This window comes from Brassicibacter thermophilus (assembly GCF_055378355.1).
In genome coordinates, this window is record NZ_AP042446.1 from 2,512,386 (window position 1) to 2,535,303 (window position 22,918).

The following is a 22,918-nucleotide window of genomic DNA, read 5'->3' on the forward strand; positions in this document are numbered from 1 at the left end:
TATGCTTCTCAATTTAACTATTTATGCCTTTATTTTTATTGAAATATTTTTTTAGTATAAAAGAAACTATAAATAAAACAATTAATAACGAAACAGAAATATAAAAATCTTTGCTTCCAAACATAGTAGTTTTATCACCAAGATTTGTATACACAATTATACCAGGAAGTGAACCTATAAAAGTTGCTAGAGCATAATCTCTTAATTTCATATCTGTAAGTCCTGCACTATAACTTACTACTTTAAAAGGAAATAAAGGTATCAATCTCATCATCAAAATTATAAAAAATGCACTTTTCTTACTACTGCCGTCAAATATAACTATGTCCCTTTTTATTATTTTTTTAACAACTGCTTTTCCTAATACCCTTGAAATAAGAAATGCGATAATACCTCCTAATAATGAACCTATAGATGTTAGAACAACACCTTCCCAAAGCCCAAATAACATTCCTCCTGCAATAACTAAAACTGAGTCTGGAAATAATAATAGTGGTAATAAAGACAATATTACAACATATATGATTGGTGCCATAGCTCCCTTACTATTAATAAAAGCCTTGATTTCATTTGGACCATACCCTTTAAAAATATTGAATTTATTAATCAATAGCGCAAAAATAATTATTAATCCAATTATTATTAATGATTTAATAAAGCTATCGTTTTTTTTCATGGTTCACATCCTTATATTTAAAAAGAAAAATTGCATAATAAAATATTTTATAGATTGTAAAATTTTTACACTGTGATAATTATGCAATTTCCTCAATAATACAAATCTATAATTTTTTTAATTTATATCTATTTACCCACTTTGTTATCAAACCTTTATGTTTCCTATCTATGTGATTATAATCTTCACTAAATAAGAAATCAAGAATATGAAATGACTCCTTCCCTCCACTTTTCATAGATTCCACACATTCTCGACAATATGTTATTATATAATTTGTTGACGCTTCATTGGCTCTTCTTCTTGTATGTGAATTAGCAACATCTTTTTGAGTAACAGAAACCATTCCTCCAGAACCACAACAAAGTGTTTGACCCCGATTGTACTTCATTTCTTTTGTGTTAAGCCCAAGTTGAGATATAATACTTCTGACAGATTCGTGAATTACATCTATATCTCTAGTTGGACAAGGATCGTGAATTGTAAATACATGGTCTATATTTTTTCCAATGCCTATTTTATCTTCTGGAATACCAACAGATGCTAAAATCTCCCATAAAGATACTACTTCTACAATATTGGTATTATTGGATATTGTCATAAAACAATTTTGACATCCAGTAATTACTCTTTTAACTTTTTTATTTTTGAATTCTTCTTCTATTAATGAAAAATACTCTTTAAACTTATCTTCTTTTCCTAAACTTCTAGTAGGATTACCACAACACTTATTGTATATTCCAATGCCATATATCTTTTCTTTAAGATAATCATAAGTATTTCTAACGATTTCCGGGCTATATGACATAAGTGCACATCCGGGAAAAAATATAGTATCAGATTTAAGATTTTGTATGTCAGATGTAAAAAAGTTAGAAAAACTAAGTTTTTGATGCAATTCTACAGAAGATACTCCTAGTTCTTTAGGCAGTTTACCTTTATTCTGGTTAACTACATCTTTTCTCAATTCTAAAAATAGCTGCTTTAAATCTACTCCTTTAGGGCACACCTTAGTGCAATAACCACAGAGCATACATGAATAAGGTAATTTATAGTCAAATGTTTTCGTGTCCAATAGCTCTTTTAATAAATCCTTTGGAGAATCACAAAATTTATCAAGCATAGGACAGCCCTTCATGCAAGCATTACATCCAACACATTTTTGTTCTTCTACTATTTTTTTCATGGTTTTTTCACTTATTTTCAAACTAAAACACCCTTTTGTGAAACTTTATTCCACATTCTTCTTATTTTTTTCATTCCAAACTTTCTTTAATAAAAATACTAGAATGCTTACTGAGAATAATATAAGTAACCCAGTTACAAAAGTCTTTGCACCACCAGTTAGCATACCTCCAACATACGAATAGACAATAGTTGCTGGAAGCTGTCCAAGCCCTGTAGCCCAGAAAAAGGACCATAATCCCATAGGAGTAAGTCCAGCAGCATAGCTTACTATATCAAAGGACATAAAAGGAAGTAACCTGGCTATTAAAATAGCATAATTACCATATCTTTCAAAAAAGTTATCAACTTCTTTTAATGCAAACTTGTTTGTTAACTTTTCGACAGTATTTCTCCCATATATTCTAGCTATATAAAAACATAATACTGCACCAGCCATTGCAGATGACCAAGAAAGAATAGCTCCCTTAACCCATCCAAACAACGCTGCATTTGCAAATGTTATCAAAAATGCAGGCAAAGGTGCAGCCAATGATTGGAATATCATAAGAAAAAACGATATAACCGGTGCCCATATGCCAAAAGAAAGTATATATTCTTTTATTACTTCTACATCTAGCATACTGAAAATAAATATAACTTTATTTATAGTTACCTTTACAGGAGTAACAAATAAATAAATACAAATCAAAGCAACAATTACCCCGATTTTAATCAATGTTGACCTCTTAACATTTCTTAAAGTCTTCAAATTATCAACAGCCTTTCTAGAAAAGTATTTTGACCTTATTCTAAGTCTAAATCTTTATTTCCTGCCCAAGCATAAAAACTTGCGTCATAATTCTTAGCATTGTCATATCCCATCATACTTAATACTACTTGCATATGAGCAGATCGAATACCAGCAGTACAGTACGTTACTATTTCATCATCTTTACTAATTCCATTTTCATCAAGAATTGCTTTTATTTCTTGTGCAGATTTCAAAGTGCCATTTTCATTTAAAAATTTAGTAAATGGTATATTTATTGCTCCAGGTAAATGTCCACCCCTTGCTTCACCATATTTTTGAGCACCATTATATTCGTCTTCTTCTCTTGTATCTATTATAACTACCTCACCTAATTTATTTGCTAAATCTGAAGTATCAATATTAGTTGATTCATCTAATTCTGTAATTTCAACATTTTCTGGAGTAATATTGACAGACTCCTTTGATACTTCATAATCTCTTGATTTCCAATATTCAAATCCACCATCTAACATCTTTACATTATCAAATCCTGCTCTTTTAAGCATCCATACTATTCTTCCATCTTCGCCCCATCCACCATCTGTAGTAGTATATACTACAATTTCTTTATCCTTGCTTATTCCAAAGTTCGATAATTTCTCTGATAATGCTGTTGGTTCAAGTACAGTTCCCCAGTTAGGATTTTCTCCTGGTGCACCTGACATATCTGCAAAGTCTTGCCAAGTAATAGCTATAGCTCCTGGTACATGCCCTTTAGAGTATGCTTTTTCTCCTCTAGCATCTAATATAAGTAAACCATCTTTTCCTAAATTATCATTTAACCAATCAGCATTAACTATATAACTAGTATCAGCAAATCCTTCATATGTAGATACTCCTGTATCTTTATTGCCCTCATTATTTGTACATCCACTAATACTTAATACTAATACAATTGTTAAAATAAAAATCATTACAGAACGTTTCATATTATCATCTCCTTTAAGTTTTCTCTTATTTTTGTACAATTACACAATTTCTTCAACTTTCCCGATATACCAGAGTTATTTTAACATAATAATTAAGATAAATATAATTGCATTTATCTATGATAGTATTACTCACTATCAAAAATATTAATAATCATTTGAAGAAATTGCATAATAAAATAAACTCTTATGCTAAAATAATTATGCAATCTCCTCATTTAACAAACTACTCATAAAGTCTATATCAAGATACTGTTTTATTTTTATAAATGTATCTTTGTTTTTTATTTCTTTATCAGGTTTATGATACTCTAAATACGCATATGCACACCACGACAAAGCCCTTAAATATAAGTATGGGGTATATAAACGGACTCTTTCTTTTATATCATTTTCCTTCCCGCCAATTCCTTTGATATAAGCGTTAAGAAACCTATCCTTTTCTTCTTTACTCAAAATATAATCAGTTTTCCACAAAGTAGTTGTAGGAGACAAAAAATGGGTTAAGTCTTGACATGGGTCACTTATGACAGGTTTTTCCCAATCTATCAAGTAGCTTTCTTCTTCAGCTATTATAAAGTTTCGAGAATTAACTTCTGTGTTGTTTATAACATGACATTTATTATCTAAAAAATATTTTTCCTTATATTTATTCTTTTCAGCCCAATTTAAAAAGTCATAAAAAAAAGATTTAAGTTCTTTTTGTATAATTGGAGAAACAAAAAAATCCTTTAAAAGTCTTTTCCCTTCTTTAATTCTATCGTTAAAAATATTGTCTTCGATTATGAATGAACTAGTATCAATTTTTGATAAATCTATTGAGTGAATACAAGCAAAGATATTTGCTGCCCTATTCAAATCCTTATCATATTCTAAAGGTCTTCCTTCTAGAAATTCCATTACTAAAATACCATAATCAAAATATTTTTTAGTATCATCTACATAAAAAACTTTAGGAGTAACTTTGCTTATTTCTAATGCCTTAAGGGCATCATATTCATATTTAATTTGATTGTCTAAGTGCAACTGACTTCCTGTATTCACCCTGAATACATATTTTTCCTCTTCAGTTTCTGCTAAAAAATTAATATTATATTCTCCTTGAGCTAGAAAACTTATCTTATAGCTGTCTTTGGAAATTATGCCTTTCAATTTACCACTTTCAATATACTTACTTATCTGATTTATGAGTTTATCTCTCAGCATATAGTGCCTCACCCCATAATCTGCCTAAATATTTTATAGTATTTTTAGGTATAATCTTATATGAAAATTTTTCTTTTTGTACATTTTTTATAAACTCAAAAAGATCTTCTTTGGTATCAATATCCATATGCTTAACTGCTAATCCAACTTGTAATCCTATACTATTTGCTATATCTATAGTTCCTTCAAAAACAGATTTTTTACCCCACTTTAACTTTCCGTCGAATAACTCTCTATGTAATTTTTTCATACCAATAAGATAGTATCCGCCATCAAATGTAGGACCTAAGCACACATCATTATTTTTAAGCTCATAAAATGCCTTCTCTATTTCATTTGGCTGTATATCAGGTACATCTGAGCCTATCAATATTACTTCTTTGTACCCCATCTTTAAAACCTTATCTATAGAATTTCTCATTCTCTCACCAAGGTCATCCCCTAGTTGCGGAAAACATCTAATATATTCAGGTATAATATCATCTATTATTTTTAGGCTATCTTCTGGAGTATATGTTAAAAAAACATCTACATAGTCTTTAATATAATTAAACATATTAAATAAGTCCAAAAGAAAACATTCGTGAATTTCTGCACATTCTTTCCCTGAAAAAATATCCATTAACCTAGTTTTTGTCCTATTAGGTATAGGTATTCTAGTCATAAGTATAAGTGCTTTCATTACCTTACCTCCCTGTACATTCTATTTAGCTTTGAAGGTGATACTCCTAATACATAAAGGGCTTTTATTTTATGCATAAGTAACAATGTCTTAAACTGTCCTTCAGTTTTAAACTTTCTTGCTGAAGTACCTATTTTAATATCAAGTAATTTCATCTTCCCAATTTTACGAAGTCTCTCAGAAAGCTCCCAATCCTCCATTAATTCAATCTCTTTATATCTACCAATTTTATCAAAAATATCTTTTCTTACAAATATTCCTTGGTCTCCAAAATATAACCCAAGATATCTTGCCCGCATATTAGAAGTTTTTGAAACAAATCTCATAAATCTAGTATTGTAATCATAAAAATATAGGGAAAATCCCCCACCAATATAGCCTTTTTTAATAGTATTTTCTATGCATAACAATGAATCTTCACATATTATTGAATCAGAATGAACAAACCACAGTATATCTCCTTTAGCCACTTCAGCCCCTTTATTCATCTGTTTTGCTCTTCCCTTTTTACTTTGTACTACAATACTATATTTTGAAGCTATCTCTACAGTATTATCACTACTACCACCATCAACTACGATTATCTCTTTTTCTCCATCAAGATTGTTTAGTTGAGAAAGTATCTTTTCAATACTTCTTTCTTCATTCAATACAGGTACTATTATTGAAATCACTGTATCACTTCTTTCTTTTTAAGTGAAAACATTATATGAGAAAATTACATAATAACTCAAGTAAGGGAAAATACAAGTATACATAAATTGTACTATATTATATCGATTTTAAGGTTTAAAAATATTAAAATCTATTATATTAAAGATATATTTATATACCTTAAGTTGATATTTTAGAGGATTTAAGACATTATTGTATTTATTTATAGTTTTGCTCATAAATATAGATAAATACAATAATAAACATAAAAGAGGGATTAAAAGATACAATACACTCTTTTAATCCCTCTTTAAGCAAATTCTCTTTCTTTTTAAAATAAAAATAATAAAACATATACCAACTAATATTCCAATAGAGTCTATACAAATATCTAACACCTTCATGTCCCTGCCAGGGATAAAATGCTGATGTACTTCATCAGAAACAGCATATATAATTCCTACGATAAATGATTTAACAGTATATTTATTAAAATTACTTGATTTAAAAGCCAAAATAATAAATATCCCTAATATAAAATATATTGTAAAATGAGCAAACTTTCTTATCATAAATTGTAAATCTCGTATATCACTATCATGGTTTTCTACCTGTTCCATAGTAACTAAATCCATCTTCTCCAATACTCTTCCAGATTGCATAGAAGAAATATTACCAGGTTGATGAGAAAAATAAAATATTACTCCCATCCATAATATCATCATAAACCAAAATAACTTTTTCATAAAATCCTACTTTCTTTATACTTTTGCTTCTATTTCTTTTTCTGTGATTTTTAATAAATAATTTAAAAAGTCTTCTCTTAAATCTTCTCTTCTAAGGGCATACTCAACTGTTGCTTCTAAAAATCCTTGTTTATTACCTACATCATATCTTCTTCCTTCAAAATTATACGCATACATATCTTCTTTTTCTGCAAGCTCCTTTAAAGCATCTGTTAGCTGTATCTCTCCACCTTTTCCAGGCTTAGTATGTTCTAATATTTCAAATATAGTTGGATTAATGATATATCTTCCTAATATAGCAATATTTGATGGTGCTTCTTCTACATTTGGTTTTTCTACCATTCCCTTTACCTTATATATCCTATCTTCTATATACATTCCATCAACAATACCATATTTATTTACATCATCACTAGGAACTTCTTGTACTCCCAATATAGTTGTCTTATATTTATTATAAACTTCTATCATCTGTTTAAGGCAAGGCTTTTCTGCGTAAACTATATCATCACCCAACAATACTGCAAAAGGTTCATCGCCTATAAAAGTTTTAGCACAATAAATAGCATGCCCTAGCCCCTTAGGCTCTTTCTGTCTTATATAATGAATATTTACCATGTCTGAAATCTTTCTCACTTCTTCAAGCAAATCAGTTTTACCCTTTTTTTCTAAAATAAGCTCTAATTCTACAGATCTATCAAAATGATTTTCAATAGAAGTCTTATTTCTCCCAGTTATAATCAATATATCTTCTATACCTGAATTTACAGCCTCTTCAATTATATATTGAAGCGTAGGTTTATCTACTATAGGTAGCATTTCTTTAGGTTGAGCTTTTGTAGCAGGCAAAAACCTCGTTCCTAATCCTGCTGCAGGTATAATAGCTTTACGCACATTCATAGAAGTTCCCCCTTTAGTTTATTAAGTAGAGAAAATTGCATTATTACTACAATATGTACTATTTAATAGACAATTTCCCCAGCTATCTAAAAAACTCTAATATTTTTATTTTACTATATTAACCATTAAAAAGCAATTATGACAAACAAAGCTCAAATATTTAAGTTTTAATAAAAAAATATACTTTCTATGCTCCATTATCCAAGTACTATTTAGTGTAATATATATTATGATAGCACTTGAATAAGTTGCAATGAAAGTATATTTTTCAAGACATTATGATTCCAATGTTTCAGTTGTTCATCTTACAAAATTATCCTAATACTAATTATAATTTCTTAATAACTTCTCCCTTGTGACAACATAAACTTTTTCAACTCAGATAAAGTAGGTAAACCTTCATTGTCACCTTTATTCATAACAGCTATTGCTCCCATAGCATTGCCAATAGTAGCTGAATCTACAATGGATTTTCCTTCTAATACCCCACTAATAACTCCTGCTGCAAATGCATCCCCAGCTCCCACTGTATCAACTACTTTATCTACAACAAAACCTTTAACAATAGTATTTATGCTATTATTCTTCACGTAAGAACCTCTTGGGCCTAGCTTTACTATCACATTTTTAACTCCTTTTTGTAAGTAAAAATCTGCTATTTCTTCTGGGTCTGTTTTACCAGTTAATATTTCTCCTTCTTCAATATTTGGTGTAATATAATCTGCAAAGGATGCAATGAAATTTATAGTTTCTACCATGTCTTCTTTGCTTGTCCAAAGTTGAGGTCTAAGGTTAGGGTCAAAAGATATAGACAATCCTTTTTCTTTTGCATTCCTTATTAACAGCATAACGTTTTCACGCATAGTAGTTGACAATGACGGTGTAATACCAGTTACATGCAAATGTTTATGTACATTTAAATCTATACTTTTAACCAATTCCATATTTGTATTTGCTGCAGCAGAGTTTTTACGATAATAAAATATACTTGGATCTCCATTGCGCACTTTAGATTTCATATAAAATCCCGTAGTATATTTAGATGTCATCTTAATGTAATCCATATTTATGTTGCCTTCATTTTTAATACAATCATAAATATACTCTCCAAACGGGTCTTTTCCTAGCTGTGTAACGTATGAAACAGTATGTCCCAAACGAGATAACCCAATAGAAAAATTAAGCTCAGCACCTGCTAATCCTTTCGAAAATTTGGTCACTTCCTTAAGTTCCCCTACTTCATCTGCAATAAAAACCACCATAGGTTCGCCTATAGTAATTACATCAAACATACTATTCCTCCTATTTAAAAAATTTCTCTCTTCGTATTCATTAATGTTTCCTCTAAAAATTCTGACTGGTTCAATTTCTTTAATATAAACACCAAATGTGTTTCATATTGCCAAACCTCCCTTCCTTTTTAATATTGTACTCGAATATGTAAACTATGTTCATATGCGTAGATAGCATATCCCCTTTTCTAATATCTTTTAAATTCCTTAATAATTCATCAAAATTATTATAAGTTCTAATATATCTACAGTTCTTGATATTAACCTATTGATTTGCATATTTTTATTTTCGTTCATATATATGAATATCGTTCGTGATTTCCTATGGCTTTAGCATATAATAATTAAGCATAGTTGTCAATTGCCTTTTTTAACTCTGATAAAATTTTGCAAATTAAATTTTCCTAAATAAAAATAAATGCCTATATTAATATAGGCATTTATTTTATCTTACTCTTTCTATACCATCAATGGAGTCTTAGAAATCTTGTCTATTATACTGTCCATTTCTTTATATGCTTTTTTTATAGCAGCTTCTCTGCCAATTTTAGGTGTATCTACTCCTTCAACTAAGAGTTTTTCAAATCTTTTAACACCAAGAAATTTAAATATATCTTCGCAATAACTTACTCCGTGGTTAATCTTTTTTGAAAAAATCATAGGATAATCTCCACCAGCGGATTGTATATATACCATATTTCTTTCTTTGTCGTCTAAAAGTCCTTCAACCTTTTTAGGGGATACTCTTATCACTTTATTGTTTTGTATAATACAATCTAAATATCTCTTAAGCCTTGAAGGAAATGATAAACTCCACATAGGTGCAGCAATAACATAAGTATCTGCACTCAAAAATTGGTCACATAATTGATTAATCCTATCTACAGCTTTCTTATCTTCCTGTGATAACGCTTCATAATCAGCTCCAGAGACAGTTTCTGCTCTACATTTAAAATATTTATAATTTAATTCTGGTATATATTCATTGTACAGGTCTAATTCTATAAGCTGATAATCTGGATTTTTATTCAGAAACCGATTAACAAACTCTCGTCCCACAGTTTTACTAGTGGACAATTCTTCTGGCTTTGAATTTACAGGAATATATAATAACTTTTTCAAATAACCACCTCCAGTTTATATAATTATTATTTACTGGAGGTAGTTTTTTATACAAACACATATTTTTGTATCTCATCAACATATTGATCTATTAAAAGCTCTTGATAACCTGCTTTCTTAGTTTCTTTTATATATCTTGCTATATTTATTAATGTTTCATCTTTAAGATTTTCTATCCATTTAAGCCTTTTCTGATTAATTATTTCTTCTGAAATAGAACTCTCATAATCCTCTATATTATATTTCCATAGTGTCAATTTTTCTCCATATCTAGCCTTCAATTTATCAGCTATAATTAATCCTTCCGGATCAAAATCACCTGCATAATATATCTGCGTATCTTGCTTTAATAACATATCAAGAAGAATTAGCGATGCTAGCTTTACCTGACCATAAGTACACATTAATGATACTTTTTTACCTGATGTTCTGTACAATACTTCACTAAAAACTGTAGGATTTTCAAATACAAAAATTTTACCATTAGGACTTATAACCTTTTCAATCTCACTTAAATTCCATAAAGATATAAGAATAGGTTCATTTGATCTATAAAACCCTTCCCACCCTTTATGAATATTTTTGCCTACATATGCTATTAACCCACTACATATAGTAAAATTAGATATTTCATCTTTGATAATTCCTACTTTATAAAATACTTCTGCCCTTTCCTCTGCATTTTTAGGATATTCTGTTGATAAAAGATAAGTTATAGCATATATTAATAGTTTTCCACATTCAGTACCTTCATCAAATGTATGAGGATTTTTGCTTATTCTCGATGAAAATAATGCCAACCTCTCTTTTTTCCCTTTAAAGCAAGGTAAGTTATTTATGCCATCTATTACTAAATGTAAATCGTGTTTTAAACTTTCTCTATCTACAGCATATCTCTGTATGAAAATGTTATATGCGTTTTTCTTACTATCTAACACATATTGAATCCATTCACATGCTTTAGTATTCTTGGCTTTATTCATGATATCCATAAAAAACTCTTCTTTTTCTTTTTCATAGATAATTTTTTCGTCTCGCTTAGTTATTATTTCTTCTCCAAAATATTCATTTAATACATCAACTAAATTAATTCCACTAAAAGGTGTGTCTTCTAATGCATCTTGAAATTTCTCAACTTTAATACGAACAGAGTCTTTATAATAATTTTTTTTAAGGAAGCCAGTTAAGGCTTCCTTTTCATCTATAGTCAAATTATTAAGAGTTATAGTACCACCAATTTTACCTAGAGATTTATACTTATTTCTTATCTCAACCATAGCCCTTTTAAATCCTTGATTATTCTTAAAATAATCACTGCATTGTCGCAGCAACTTCTTTTTGCTCATAATATTCACCTTCATTCGTTATCAACTCTTTAACTTTTCCATTCCAATTATACCGTAATACTGTTACAAAATTAGCATTATTAGGTCTTACTAGCTCACAAATAGAAAGAGATTTTACTGTATCATAATCTCCCCACAATATTTGGGAATTTACTATAAAGTTAAGCTCAAGTTCACTTAACAATCTAAACATATCGCGGATATTGTTTTCATCAACCCCAGCAAAAGCCTCATCTAAAGAGATTATGCGTGGGCAGTCTTTCCTTGCACCTTCATATTTTGCATATACAGCAGAAAAAAGAGGTACATACATAGCCATGGCTTTTTCCCCACCACTAAATTTATCAAATGCATTATTAGTCATTTCTTTTCTATTTTCATTAGTCTTTTTAAAGAACAATCTAAACTCAAACCACTTCCTGTAATCTAATACTTCTTTCATAAGGGAATGAAAAGTTAAAGTTTTACTGCCTTCTTCTGCTTCCCTTCTGGCCTCAGATATCTTAGATCTAAAGTGAGATGATAGCTTGTTTATCTCATTCTCAGTAAGAAGATTTCCGTCTTTTCTTAATAATTGTACTAACTCTTTGGTATCCAATTGTTCCTCAGATTCAGCACTTTTATTCCTCCAGCTTAAACTAAAAGACAAACCACTTGAAGTATTCATCGACTCCATAAGGTTATTCATTTTCTTAACCCATTCCTCACTATGATAAATCTTTGCCCTAATTTTTTTACTGATATTCTTAGCAAGTATATCCTCAAATAGCTGTCTATCACTATCCCTTAATAGCTTTTCATTTTCTAAAATTCCCTCTTCAATATAATCTATAAGATTATAAAAATTAACATATTTTCCTCTAACTCTACCCATTATTTCAAGTCTTTTCTGGTTTAAGATGGCTTCAGATAATTGCTCATCTTGATTTTCTGTTGATTTTACAAATATATATTCGATTTTCAAACTATATTCAGTCATATATTGACGATTGTCGTGATATTTATCTTGTAAATTTTTTATATAATCATCTTTATTCTTATCTTGTTTCTCCATATATTTTAGTTCATTATAAATCCTCTTTGCACTTTTATACAAATCTTCTTCATCGTCTTTCTTGAAAATATATTCCAACATATACTCTTCTTTAAATCCTTCTTTATATATTTCATTTAGCTTCATTTGAAAATCTATATCTTCGTCTAGAGTTTTTAATCTTTCACAAATTTGGTCAAAACTTGCTTTTGCTCTTTCACTTTTTCTTGAAGCTTCTTTGATTTCCTTAGGCAATTTATTTAATAACTCGATACACTTATTAATTTCCTTTTGAATTTCTTCAAAACCTGAAATTTGCAGCTGATTAAGTAAGTTTTTCTTTTTTTCTTCACTCAGTTTTATCTTTCTACTTATTTTGGTCAAATCATAACTATACTCGTCTATATCATTATCTATATCTTCTTTTCGCAGTAGTGCAGCCTGCTTATTATTAACATATTGCAATAATGTCATATGCTCTTTTTCTAGCTCACTAAGCATCTCTTTGTATTTATTTGAATCTTCCTCAGCTTCTTCAAATGCTTCTAAATTTGCAGGTAATTCTAAATTATGAGTTAGAGAATACACCTTTTTACGAATTTCCTGCAATACTTCATATGTTTTTTCTGCTATTTGTTCTTTTTTTTCTACTTCTTTTAAACAATTTTCATAATAAAGTTCTGCTTGTCTTAACTGTGAGTAAGCTGTTTCTAAATCTTTTTTTCCAGGGAATAACGAATATTCTTCCTTTAAAGTATTAAGTTTTTGATTAATATTATCCATTTCTGTTTCAATTTTTAATATCATCTTTTCTATTTCTTCTTTTTCAGACAATATTAGCTGTATCATTTCATCTCTAAATCTCTTTCTTGCAGATGCACCTATGAATTTAGGGATATAAGTATTACTAACCTTACCTCTAATAAGGCCTATCCCAAATTCTCCTTTTTCATTTAAATACGTCACTTCTTTCTGTTCATCTATTAACACACTTTTTAATACATTTTCAACATCCTGTTCAGTTATTCCTTTTACATTAGACTTTTCAGCCTTTAATTTAAGAGATAATTCGTGCATCAAATACTTTGGAGAAGCAAAAAGGTATTTATCTGCCATATCTTTGTCCATCTCAAATACCTTGCCTTTATATTTATCAGGTATAATAAGGGCGTCTAATATACCCATATCTATCAAAGCTTCCTCTAATCTGCCCTTTTCCTCCTCAGTTAAATCCTGTTGAAAATCTACAGCCATATAAAAAGGTATAAATGGTATATTTTCTTTGGCTAACCTTTCCCTGTTAAGAATTACTTTTGCTTCCCTTACAGGTTCAGGATCTTTTTTGTTCTTCCACTCAATTAACAACTTTTCTTTTTCTTTAAGTTTTTCTTGATAGTCCCCTTTTTGTGTAAACAATTTATTTATTTTCATATTGTAAAAGCTTTCAATATCATTGTACTCTTTTCTAATATCACTTATTATGTCATCATAAGTAATGTTAATACCGTACATATTTACTTTTCTCGCTATTTCTATTTTTGTATCTTTTGAAATCTTTAGCTCTTTATTTTCTTTCTCCCAACTATACATTTTTTCAATAAATTCTTCTTTTGTTTCTGAAAATAACAGCCTAGTTTCTTCTAATCCTTTGTTACTCCTATCTCTTTCTTCTTTGCTTCTTTCAAGCTCTAAAAGAGCTTTATCATATTCATCGTTTTTTATTTTTTCTTCACTTAAAGCTTTTCTTGCCTTAATTATTTTATCTCTATATAAATTTAATTGATTATTTACATAAGAAAAATCATATTCTTTCTTTGCATCCTTTATCAATTCATCTTTCATATAATAATGTTCATCAAATTTAATATCATCAGCAAGTTCATTCATCTCATCTAATTTATTATTTATAATTTTTAACTGGTAAGATTCTTTGTTTTCAAGTTCTTTTATCTCTTGATAGAGTTCTCTCTCTTTTTCTTTTTTCTTATTAAGCGTATCTTCTTTTTGTTTTTTTTCTTTGCTTAGTTCTGATAAATCACTGTCTATCCTTGATATCTCTTCCTTTATTCTATAACTATCATGTTTTTGTAATTCTCTCTTCTTTTCTTCTAGTGTTTTCTGTTGTATTTCTAAATCAATTATTCTTTCTTCTTCATTTTTATGCTCTGTGCTGTATATGTCTTTTTTATGCTGCAGCTCTTCTTTATCTTTTATCAATTTTTTTAATGTATCTTGTGATTTTATAAAATTTTTGGCTTTCTCAAAAATTAAATATCTGTTGTATTGGTCATAAGAATTTTTTATCCTTTCTGTTGCTTTATGACTCATCTTTAATTCTTCAAGTCTACTCTTTATATTATCCATATTTTCTATGGCTTCTGACATTGGTCTTAAATCATCGTCGGAAAGAGGTTGTAATGAGTTGTTCATTATCTCATATATTACTGTAGGTTTAAAATCCTTCGAAAGTTTAGGTGTCCTAAGCTGAATTAAAAGCTTTATAAGTTCATCGTAGTCTTCTATTTCATCAAACCCAAACAAATATTTATTAACCAAAGCCATATATTCCCTTTGGCTCTCACTTACTTCCCCACCATCAGCAATTCTGTTTTTAAACTCTTTTTTACTTAATGGTATTTTTTCGCCCATGTTTTTGTACAACAATATATCTTTACCTATTCTTCTTCCATCTGTTATAACAAAACCCCATGAACTTAAGGCTTTCCCTCTTCGTGCATTTAGTCCCATTCCTATAGTAAGGTATTTTTGGCTCTTTTCCTTTTTAAATTCTAAATAAATATAACCAGTGCTTTCATCTTTCCCAGTTTCTTCTTCACCAAGGAGATAGTTTTCTAGTTTTCTTGCTCTTGAACCAAATGGATCTAATCTCTCAGGACTTTTATTACCATCTAATAACAACGGTATAAAGCTCTGCATAGTAACAGATTTTCCAGAACCATTTGAACCTCTTAACAAAAGCTTACCATCTGAAAAATGAAATTCCTCTTCATCATAATACCAAAAGTTAACCAACCCTGCTCTATTCATAACCCATCTGTAATTGTCCATTTAATCTTCACCTTCTTTTTGTGATTTTACAAAATCATCTGGATATTTCCCTACGATTTTACCTACTAAAGGCATAATCTTTATTTCATTAAAACTTTCATCTATTTGAATCATATTGAAATCTTTCATATATTTCATTACTTCATTGTAAAGCTTGTCAATTTTCATTTCTCTATACTCTTTACTCCATCCTAAAACATAATTATCTCTTGTTTCCTCTACTAATTTGTAAAAATACTGTTTTGAAACTGTTATAGTATCGTTTTCTGCTTTATCTAAATTGCCTTCTTTTATTTTATCAACTATTGTTTTATTTATTTGAAGTACTATATCACTAATTGCCTTATTTTCAGGAAAAGTATTTTTATAATTTTTATCATCATTTAATACTAAGAAAGCACCATTTTTATGTACGTGCAATTCAGACTGAAGATACTTTTCTATGTCATTTTGTATCATATTTCTATAATTTTTAATGTATAAATAATCAGCATCATCTACTCCCTCATTATATACAGCAGGAGACATGATTATCCTTCTATAGACCCTATTTCTTCTTATTCTTCCCCTATCTTTGTCTGCATCTATCCATTCATCATTTTCTAAATCCTCAATATTATCATAACCAACAATATTACCAATAAAATTTCTCATAAAATACTTTGATATACCAGTATTTTCATATAAAACCTCAACATCTTTAGTATTTGCAAATCCCTGAGCATCTCCATCATCTACTTTAATCATTCCCATATTAATCACAAACCTTAAAACCTTTATGAGATATCTTCTATGTCTATATAAAGTCCAATCTACTTTTTCATCTCCCGGAAAACTACCCTCAATAAATTCAGTAACTTCAGATAATAGAAACTGTTCTTCCTTACCTTTATCCTCTAAAAACATCAGCATTAAACATAAAAAGCAATATTCCATCTTATCGTCAAAAGTCTCTATTCCCATCCAACTTTCTAACTTTCCTGGAAGCTTTTCAAGTTTAATAAGCTGTGGAGTAACTATTATTTGATAACCTAATTTTTCTGTTAAAAAGGGACGAAGTTCTGACACAATATCTCTTATATGATAGTACAATTCTTTATCCTGTTCTTTAAGTATCCAATATCTTTCTAGTAAAATATCAAGTTCTTTCACATTAATAACTCCTATTCAAATTGTATTATATATGCAGGCATATGAAGTCTTCCATCTTCACAGTCCAGCACACAATATTTATTTTTATCTGGTAATATCACCTTATATACTCTCCCATCTTCAGTTTTTGCCCTGCCATTAGGAGAGCTATTACCCTTGCTTAACCATCTTAATAACGTTACTCTCGCATGAGCCTCAATTTTGGGTAGTTTTGCAAAGTCAATTGTATTTCCCTCAATATAGCTATTCATTATAGCTCTTTCTTCTTCTCTTTTTCTTATTACCTCTTTAAGCATATTCTTCTTTTTTTCAGTATTATCAGAAATAGGATTTCTTGCTCTTTTTTCTCTGTAAGTTCTCACTCTTGGTTTTATAATAACTTCATATGGCTTTTCATCATATACACTGCTATTTATGCTTTCCGTTTGCCTTATTATATTCCCTTTAATATGTTTTGTATTAAAAACACCAAAAGCAACTGAAGACAATTTATGTGCACAGTCTATATCATCACATTTTAAAAACATTTCACAAAGTTTTTTATACTCCTCTTTCCTATTTGCTGCACTATTTCTTGTCTCTGATATTTGAAATGCAAATCTAGTGATTTTCCTAATTATTTCATTAGTAATATCAAAAAGCTTAGTAACTTCACTTTCTCGTCCTTCTTCAGATAAAAACCACTTTTTTAAGTTTGTCCATCTTCCTATAATATTATCCCATATCCCTTCAAAATCTATTTCAGTATCTATTCGTGGAATAGATTTACTATATTCAAATACTTTTTCTAAAACCTTTTTCTCTTCTTCTTCATTTATTTCCTTTAATATTGCTTCTACAGCATAAGTATTCTGCTGTAATCCTTTTATAAAATTTCTCAAGTAGTCAATAAATTTGTCTTTAAATACTAAAAATTCTCTAGTTTTCATAAGTTCTTCAGCTTTTAAACTGTATAGATCTCTAATATAGTCTTGGTAATTTTGATTAAGTCTTTTAAAATCTTCATTTAGCGAATTCCACCATGAACCTACAGCATTATCATCTTCATATACCATATTCTTAAATTTACTAAGCTCAATCCGTAATCTGTCTAATAATGAAGGTTCTAATGATGCACTTTCAACTTTTAAATTTTCAAGAGTTATAGTCATACGCTCTATTTCAACACTATACTCTGAAAGCTGGTACCTAAATTGCTTATTCTTAAATTCTTCTACCGTTGCTGCCTTAGATGTATCCTGAACAGGTACAAGATTTCCCCATTCAACGAGTACATCTAAATCCTGCTTGCACATGTCCATGGTATAATCTGAAAAATGTTTGTGCTTTTTCAATTCCTCGAATATTTCTTCTTTGTACATCCAATATTTCATCTTACCATATTGTAAATAAAAAAACCTTAATATTGTTCTATATCTCCAAGCATTTTCAGCAGTAAGGTACTTTGTTTCAGTAATCTGTTTTAGTAATTTTTCCTCTATCTTCATAATCTCACCTTTTCTTAATTATTACCTAAGAAAATTGCAAAATTTTGACCCTGCAGCAATTATGCAATTTCCTCAAATAACTTTAATTAACGCCTCAACAATCTCTTTTTCATACCATTTTCCCGAATAATACCTTAACTCTCTAATAACATCATCAATTTTCATAGCTTTTCTATATGGTCTTTCTGATGTCATAGCGTCAAAGCTGTCAGCAACCATAATAATCTTTGCTTCTATACAAATTTCATTACCCTTAAGTCCAAAAGGATAGCCACTGCCATCAATTTTTTCGTGATGCTGCAAAATAATATTAGCAATTTCAGCATCTTCTATCTCTTCAACTATAATATCGTGTCCTCTCTGTGGATGTTTTTTTATTAAATCAAATTCTTCTTTAGTCAGCTTCCCTGGTTTGTTTAATATTTCGTCGGGAACATCAATCTTTCCTACATCGTGAATTTTGCCTGCATACAAAACATTTTGAATAGCTTTGTCAGGAAGTTTTAAATAAGATGCAATTTTCCCAGCCAAATTGCCTGTCCGATTACAATGTTCCTCTGTATAATCATCCTTTTTCTGTATTTTGTCCATAAATTCTGCAATCTTACTAGCCTTAGCAACCTGCTCAATAAAAAAACCTTTCTTTCTAATCATCAAAAGTAAAGAATCTTCCTCTACACTTAGATAATGTGTTTCCTTCAAATTTTTAAAGGTATAATAATCGCCTGATGATATATATGTATTCGTTGCAGCGTGGTAAAGCTTACCTTTAAGAACAAAAACTGCATTCATAGAATCCTCACATTCATATGGTTGACAAATCACAGAACGTCCTGACCTAATATAAGATTCAAAAATTTCAAAATCATCATCTTGAACCATAAGCCTAAATTTACCAACTTTATTTTTTTCCTCTTTTATAGCTTCATCCTCTTTGAAAATATTAAAGCCATCCATATTATACCTCTCCCCATAGATTTTATTAAAAAACCAAATGAGAAAATTACATGATAAATATTTAAGAAAATTTGCGAGTTTATTAAATAACGACCTATTATAACAAAATTTTACATTAATTATTTTTATAATATCAAAAAGTGTCATTTTTATCAATAGAGGAAGTTGCATAATAAAATAATTTATAAAGTTTGCTTCATCAGTAATTACACAATTTCCTAAATATAAAAATTATTATTTGTATTCACATTAAAAGCGAAGGTGCTCACACCTCCGCTTTTGTTCTATCCTTTTATAGCAATAATTAAAAATCTATGGCATGTAAAATCAATGTATCCTTTTTCTTCAATTATATTGTGAATATTAACTAATTTATTGAAATACCTTTTAACTGTAAAATCTGGTACTTGCCATGGTATTGCTTTTAAATAATAAACTATGGCTCCTATATCGTAAAATCTAGTTTTGGTTATATCCTCCTTTTGCTCTAGCACATTTAATCCTACAGATTTTAATGCATCAACAGCTACTTTTAATTTCCAAGTAAAATATTCACTTTTAGACACTTCTAAAAGTTCGTTTATCTCTTTGTCATTTAAGCCTCCAACTTGCTGAGTTATAAACGTTCCCTTATGCTTTAAAATTCTATTTATCTCTGAAGGAGAATAAGACTCATGCCTATTTATTACTAGCTCAAAACTTTCATCATTAAATGGTAAATTATCATCATCTTTTACTTCATAAACCTTAACCCCTAAAGGTTCCAATCTATTTCTTGCGACTTGAACATTTGGTACATATGCTTCTGTAGCACAAGTATTTTTAGGTAAAGGGCTCAAAGAAGATAAAAATTCTCCTCCACCTGTACCCATATCAAGCATTGAAGATACGCTTCTCACCTTAGGAAGTATCTTATTTCTGTAATTCCACCTTAATGGAAACTCTTGCATTCTTCCAGTAGAACTTATATAAGAAAAATCCCATCCTTCGAAATTTTCATTTATTTCATTTATCAAAAAATCAAACATCTCTTTATTTTTCATCACTCTTCCTCCTTAAATTTGAATCTTGTAATAATTATGCTATCTTGTAAAATCAAATTTCAGGAGGAGCTCTAATAAGTTGTTATAATCCATATAAAATAAAATACATATACATAAAATTTCACCCGACCAATTCCATAATTTACACAATTATATCACTGTTTTTCTCTTAAAACAACAATATTGCCTATTAAAATTAAAATCATAGATATAATTATGGTAACGATTATTCCCTTATACTCTCCATCATAAAAAGTTAAATGCTTAAAAAGTATTCCAAATAATGCTCACCAAAAAGACTGTTATATTAGCTATAGTAGCTATAGTAATCCAAGCTAAGTAAATACTAAAGGGTATGTTTACATATATAACTCCCCATATGGTAAAAGTAAAAGGCGCTGGCGTAAAAAGATTAGGATATGAGTCAGCTATTTCTCCAGTAGTTTTACCATTGATTGGAATAGCATTAGCTAATACATTTACTAAAACAGTTAAAATATAAAATATCAGATTTGCTATTTTATATATATTAGCTTTTTTAAAACTATAATTCATAAAACCCCTCCTTTATATTTGAGGAAATTGTTTATATATATTATATTTTTAAAAAAGCATAATTATTAGAGGAAATAAAAAAGAGCTAAGATACGTAATTAAACGTTCCTTAACTCGTTGAAGGGGGAAACAATAAAATAATGATTTCAAGTACATTATAATTTACTAAAGTTAAGAACTAGTTAAGTAAGTGTTGTTATTTTGTTAAATCATTTATAAAGCCCCACCTTCAATATATGCAAATATTCTTCAAATTCCTTAACTATCTTGTCAGCTTCTTTAATCATTTCTTTCTCTCTTCCTTTGTACTCCTTGATATATTTATTGGATATCCCATCTATTGAAATAAACAATAATTCAATAGCTCTTTTCTTATCTATATCTTCTCTCAACATTGATGTGTCAAATTTTTCTACCAGTATTTTAAAACTATCATTATATATCTCAATATACCTTTTTCTTATACCTTCTTCTACTTCCTCTTCAGGATTTAAGAATGCTTTAGCCATAAATTCATACATTTCTGGAGCTTGTGCAAATATTTTTAACTTTATCAAAGTTATATCTCTTATTATGTCAAAAATATCTCCACTTTTCATATCTTTTATATGTTTTACAATTATGCTATAAAAATGATTTATCACATAGTCAACTATATAAAAGTATAGATTTTTTTTATTCTTAAAATAATGAAACAGTATTCCCTTTGATATATTTGCTTTTTTTATTATTTCATTTGTAGAACCCTTTTTATAACCGTTTTTTGCAAATTCCTTAATACATGCGTTTATTATTCTATTTTTCTTTTCCTTTGGTAGATTCTCAAAACTCTCAAACAAACAAACACACCTTCCATTTAATATTTTACTTCTACCCCTTCTTTTATATCTTCATTTGGATTGAGTATTACTTTTTCTCCTTCTTTTAATCCAGATACTATTTCAACAGTATCTTCTCCTTCTATACCAATTTCCACTTTTCTTAAACTTGCTTTGTTTCCAGCTAAGACATAAACATAATATCCGTCTTCATAGTCAAAAATAGCACTGTCAGGTACTATTACAACATCATTTTTCTCTTGTATAATAATTTTTACATTTACATCGTAGCCAACTTTAAGTATATCTGAGCTATTATCTAAATCTATCTCTATCTTTACCCTTTTCTGTTCTATTCCAAGGTCTGATATCTTACTGATAGCTTTAGGATATATTTTTGTAACCGTTCCAGTAATATTGCTTAAATCCAAATCATCACTATATACTACAACTTTCCCGCCTTCTTTTACATCACCTATTTCACTTACTAAGATATCTGATTCTAGGTATAGGTCTTTATCGTTACCGATTTCTGCAACTTGCATTCCTGGCTGCAGATAAGTCCCTTCTTTTACGAATGTTTCCAATATAATCCCATCTATAGGTGATTGGATTAAAGCATTACCCTTATTCTTGTTCAAAATATCTATTTGATAATCTAATTCGGCTATTTGTGCTTCATATTGTTTTTTAATATTTTCAGATGGACCTTTTTTAATATTTACAAGTTCATTTTTCGCTATTTCTAATGCTTCTTGTTGAATTTTAAGGTTATTCAATGCATTTTGATAATTATCTTCACTTATTGCTCCTTCCTCATACAATTTTTCTGCTTTTTCAGCATCTTTTTGTGCATTTTCAAATAAAACCTCTGCACTTCTCACATTAGCTTCTGCAGTATTTATAATCTCTTCATCTGGAAGCTTTTTAGCCTCATCGTATGAAGCTAGAAGTGCATCTTTCTTTGCCTGTAGACTTTTTATCTGTAAATCTGTTTCTTCAGTATTTAATACTGCTATTACATCTCCTTTTTTAACAGTATCACCTGCACTGATATTTAATTTAAGCAGCTCTCCAGCACTTTTTGAATATATAATTCTTTGGTTATTAGCCATTACTGTAGCTTTTTCATCTACATAGCTTGTTATTTTATCTTTTTTCACCGTATATGCTTCAACTTCTACTTTACTATTACTCTTCACAACAAAAGCTCCTATACCTATTACAGCTAAAATTCCTATGGTTATAATACCGATTTTACCTTTTTTCATAT

General features: G+C 29.1%; 20 protein-coding genes. All 20 read right to left on the reverse strand.

Annotation, left to right across the window (positions count from 1 at the left end):
- Positions 1–13: 13 nt before the first annotated feature.
- Positions 14–676, reverse strand: a complete 663-nt coding sequence (locus ACZ41D_RS12030; protein ID WP_464151655.1) for a TVP38/TMEM64 family protein — start codon at positions 674–676, stop codon at positions 14–16.
- A 106-nt stretch (positions 677–782) separates the two neighbouring features.
- On the reverse strand, positions 783–1,862 hold the full coding sequence (locus ACZ41D_RS12035) for a (Fe-S)-binding protein (protein ID WP_464151656.1): 1,080 nt from the start codon (positions 1,860–1,862) through the stop codon (positions 783–785).
- Between the two features lie 45 nt (positions 1,863–1,907).
- Positions 1,908–2,579: a TVP38/TMEM64 family protein gene (locus ACZ41D_RS12040; RefSeq protein WP_464151657.1), complete on the reverse strand. Its 672-nt coding sequence runs from the start codon at positions 2,577–2,579 to the stop codon at positions 1,908–1,910.
- A 68-nt stretch (positions 2,580–2,647) separates the two neighbouring features.
- Entirely contained in the window at positions 2,648–3,622 is a 975-nt protein-coding gene (locus ACZ41D_RS12045; protein ID WP_464151658.1) for a sulfurtransferase, read from the reverse strand.
- Positions 3,623–3,784: 162 nt separating this feature from the next.
- A complete protein-coding gene (locus tag ACZ41D_RS12050) occupies positions 3,785–4,789 on the reverse strand; it encodes a phosphotransferase (RefSeq protein WP_464151659.1) in 1,005 nt (334 codons plus the stop codon).
- Positions 4,776–5,471 carry a TIGR04282 family arsenosugar biosynthesis glycosyltransferase gene (locus ACZ41D_RS12055; protein ID WP_464151660.1) on the reverse strand — a complete coding sequence of 232 codons (696 nt, stop codon included), beginning with the start codon at positions 5,469–5,471 and terminating at the stop codon, positions 4,776–4,778. The genes ACZ41D_RS12050 and ACZ41D_RS12055 overlap by 14 nt, the downstream gene beginning before the upstream one ends.
- Positions 5,471–6,145, reverse strand: a complete 675-nt coding sequence (locus ACZ41D_RS12060; RefSeq protein WP_464151661.1) for a TIGR04283 family arsenosugar biosynthesis glycosyltransferase — start codon at positions 6,143–6,145, stop codon at positions 5,471–5,473. Before ACZ41D_RS12060 ends, ACZ41D_RS12055 begins: the two co-directional genes overlap by 1 nt.
- A 279-nt stretch (positions 6,146–6,424) precedes the next feature.
- Entirely contained in the window at positions 6,425–6,871 is a 447-nt protein-coding gene (locus tag ACZ41D_RS12065) for a VanZ family protein (RefSeq protein WP_464151662.1), read from the reverse strand.
- Positions 6,872–6,886: 15 nt separating this feature from the next.
- Positions 6,887–7,771, reverse strand: coding sequence for a UTP--glucose-1-phosphate uridylyltransferase GalU (gene galU / locus ACZ41D_RS12070; RefSeq protein WP_464151663.1), 885 nt, complete (start codon positions 7,769–7,771; stop codon positions 6,887–6,889).
- A 338-nt stretch (positions 7,772–8,109) separates the two neighbouring features.
- Positions 8,110–9,063 carry a sugar kinase gene (locus ACZ41D_RS12075; protein ID WP_464151664.1) on the reverse strand — a complete coding sequence of 318 codons (954 nt, stop codon included), beginning with the start codon at positions 9,061–9,063 and terminating at the stop codon, positions 8,110–8,112.
- Positions 9,064–9,522: 459 nt separating this feature from the next.
- Entirely contained in the window at positions 9,523–10,185 is a 663-nt protein-coding gene (locus tag ACZ41D_RS12080; RefSeq protein ID WP_464151665.1) for an FMN-dependent NADH-azoreductase, read from the reverse strand.
- Between the two features lie 47 nt (positions 10,186–10,232).
- Positions 10,233–11,531: a TIGR02679 family protein gene (locus ACZ41D_RS12085; RefSeq protein ID WP_464151666.1), complete on the reverse strand. Its 1,299-nt coding sequence runs from the start codon at positions 11,529–11,531 to the stop codon at positions 10,233–10,235.
- The gene (locus ACZ41D_RS12090; protein ID WP_464151667.1) at positions 11,497–15,633 is read right to left on the reverse strand and encodes a TIGR02680 family protein; all 4,137 of its coding nucleotides are present in this window, start codon (positions 15,631–15,633) and stop codon (positions 11,497–11,499) included. The genes ACZ41D_RS12085 and ACZ41D_RS12090 overlap by 35 nt, the downstream gene beginning before the upstream one ends.
- On the reverse strand, positions 15,634–16,785 hold the full coding sequence (locus tag ACZ41D_RS12095) for a TIGR02678 family protein (protein ID WP_464151668.1): 1,152 nt from the start codon (positions 16,783–16,785) through the stop codon (positions 15,634–15,636). It abuts the gene before it with no gap.
- A gap of 11 nt (positions 16,786–16,796) precedes the next feature.
- Positions 16,797–18,272: a TIGR02677 family protein gene (locus ACZ41D_RS12100; RefSeq protein WP_464151669.1), complete on the reverse strand. Its 1,476-nt coding sequence runs from the start codon at positions 18,270–18,272 to the stop codon at positions 16,797–16,799.
- A 72-nt stretch (positions 18,273–18,344) separates the two neighbouring features.
- On the reverse strand, positions 18,345–19,229 hold the full coding sequence (locus tag ACZ41D_RS12105) for an HD-GYP domain-containing protein (protein WP_464151670.1): 885 nt from the start codon (positions 19,227–19,229) through the stop codon (positions 18,345–18,347).
- A gap of 284 nt (positions 19,230–19,513) precedes the next feature.
- On the reverse strand, positions 19,514–20,272 hold the full coding sequence (locus ACZ41D_RS12110; protein ID WP_464151671.1) for a class I SAM-dependent methyltransferase: 759 nt from the start codon (positions 20,270–20,272) through the stop codon (positions 19,514–19,516).
- A 264-nt stretch (positions 20,273–20,536) separates the two neighbouring features.
- Positions 20,537–20,827, reverse strand: a complete 291-nt coding sequence (locus ACZ41D_RS12115) for a hypothetical protein (RefSeq protein ID WP_464151672.1) — start codon at positions 20,825–20,827, stop codon at positions 20,537–20,539.
- Between the two features lie 209 nt (positions 20,828–21,036).
- A complete protein-coding gene (locus ACZ41D_RS12120; RefSeq protein WP_464151673.1) occupies positions 21,037–21,666 on the reverse strand; it encodes a TetR/AcrR family transcriptional regulator in 630 nt (209 codons plus the stop codon).
- A 17-nt stretch (positions 21,667–21,683) separates the two neighbouring features.
- The gene (locus ACZ41D_RS12125) at positions 21,684–22,916 is read right to left on the reverse strand and encodes an efflux RND transporter periplasmic adaptor subunit (protein WP_464151674.1); all 1,233 of its coding nucleotides are present in this window, start codon (positions 22,914–22,916) and stop codon (positions 21,684–21,686) included.
- Positions 22,917–22,918: the final 2 nt, after the last annotated feature.

Excerpts from the sequence above, each read along its gene's own strand:
- ACZ41D_RS12035 (WP_464151656.1), bottom strand. The coding sequence starts at position 1,862 with ATGAAAAAAATAGTAGAAGAACAAAAATGTGTTGGATGTAATGCTTGC.
- ACZ41D_RS12115 (WP_464151672.1), bottom strand. The coding sequence starts at position 20,827 with ATGAATTATAGTTTTAAAAAAGCTAATATATATAAAATAGCAAATCTG.
- ACZ41D_RS12090 (WP_464151667.1), bottom strand. The coding sequence starts at position 15,633 with ATGGACAATTACAGATGGGTTATGAATAGAGCAGGGTTGGTTAACTTT.
- ACZ41D_RS12085 (WP_464151666.1), bottom strand. The coding sequence starts at position 11,531 with ATGAGCAAAAAGAAGTTGCTGCGACAATGCAGTGATTATTTTAAGAAT.
- ACZ41D_RS12075 (WP_464151664.1), bottom strand. The coding sequence starts at position 9,063 with ATGTTTGATGTAATTACTATAGGCGAACCTATGGTGGTTTTTATTGCA.
- ACZ41D_RS12100 (WP_464151669.1), bottom strand. The coding sequence starts at position 18,272 with ATGAAGATAGAGGAAAAATTACTAAAACAGATTACTGAAACAAAGTAC.
- ACZ41D_RS12110 (WP_464151671.1), bottom strand. The coding sequence starts at position 20,272 with ATGAAAAATAAAGAGATGTTTGATTTTTTGATAAATGAAATAAATGAA.
- galU (WP_464151663.1), bottom strand. The coding sequence starts at position 7,771 with ATGAATGTGCGTAAAGCTATTATACCTGCAGCAGGATTAGGAACGAGG.
- ACZ41D_RS12050 (WP_464151659.1), bottom strand. The coding sequence starts at position 4,789 with ATGCTGAGAGATAAACTCATAAATCAGATAAGTAAGTATATTGAAAGT.
- ACZ41D_RS12125 (WP_464151674.1), bottom strand. The coding sequence starts at position 22,916 with ATGAAAAAAGGTAAAATCGGTATTATAACCATAGGAATTTTAGCTGTA.
- ACZ41D_RS12105 (WP_464151670.1), bottom strand. The coding sequence starts at position 19,229 with ATGGATGGCTTTAATATTTTCAAAGAGGATGAAGCTATAAAAGAGGAA.
- ACZ41D_RS12030 (WP_464151655.1), bottom strand. The coding sequence starts at position 676 with ATGAAAAAAAACGATAGCTTTATTAAATCATTAATAATAATTGGATTA.
- ACZ41D_RS12065 (WP_464151662.1), bottom strand. The coding sequence starts at position 6,871 with ATGAAAAAGTTATTTTGGTTTATGATGATATTATGGATGGGAGTAATA.
- ACZ41D_RS12055 (WP_464151660.1), bottom strand. The coding sequence starts at position 5,471 with ATGAAAGCACTTATACTTATGACTAGAATACCTATACCTAATAGGACA.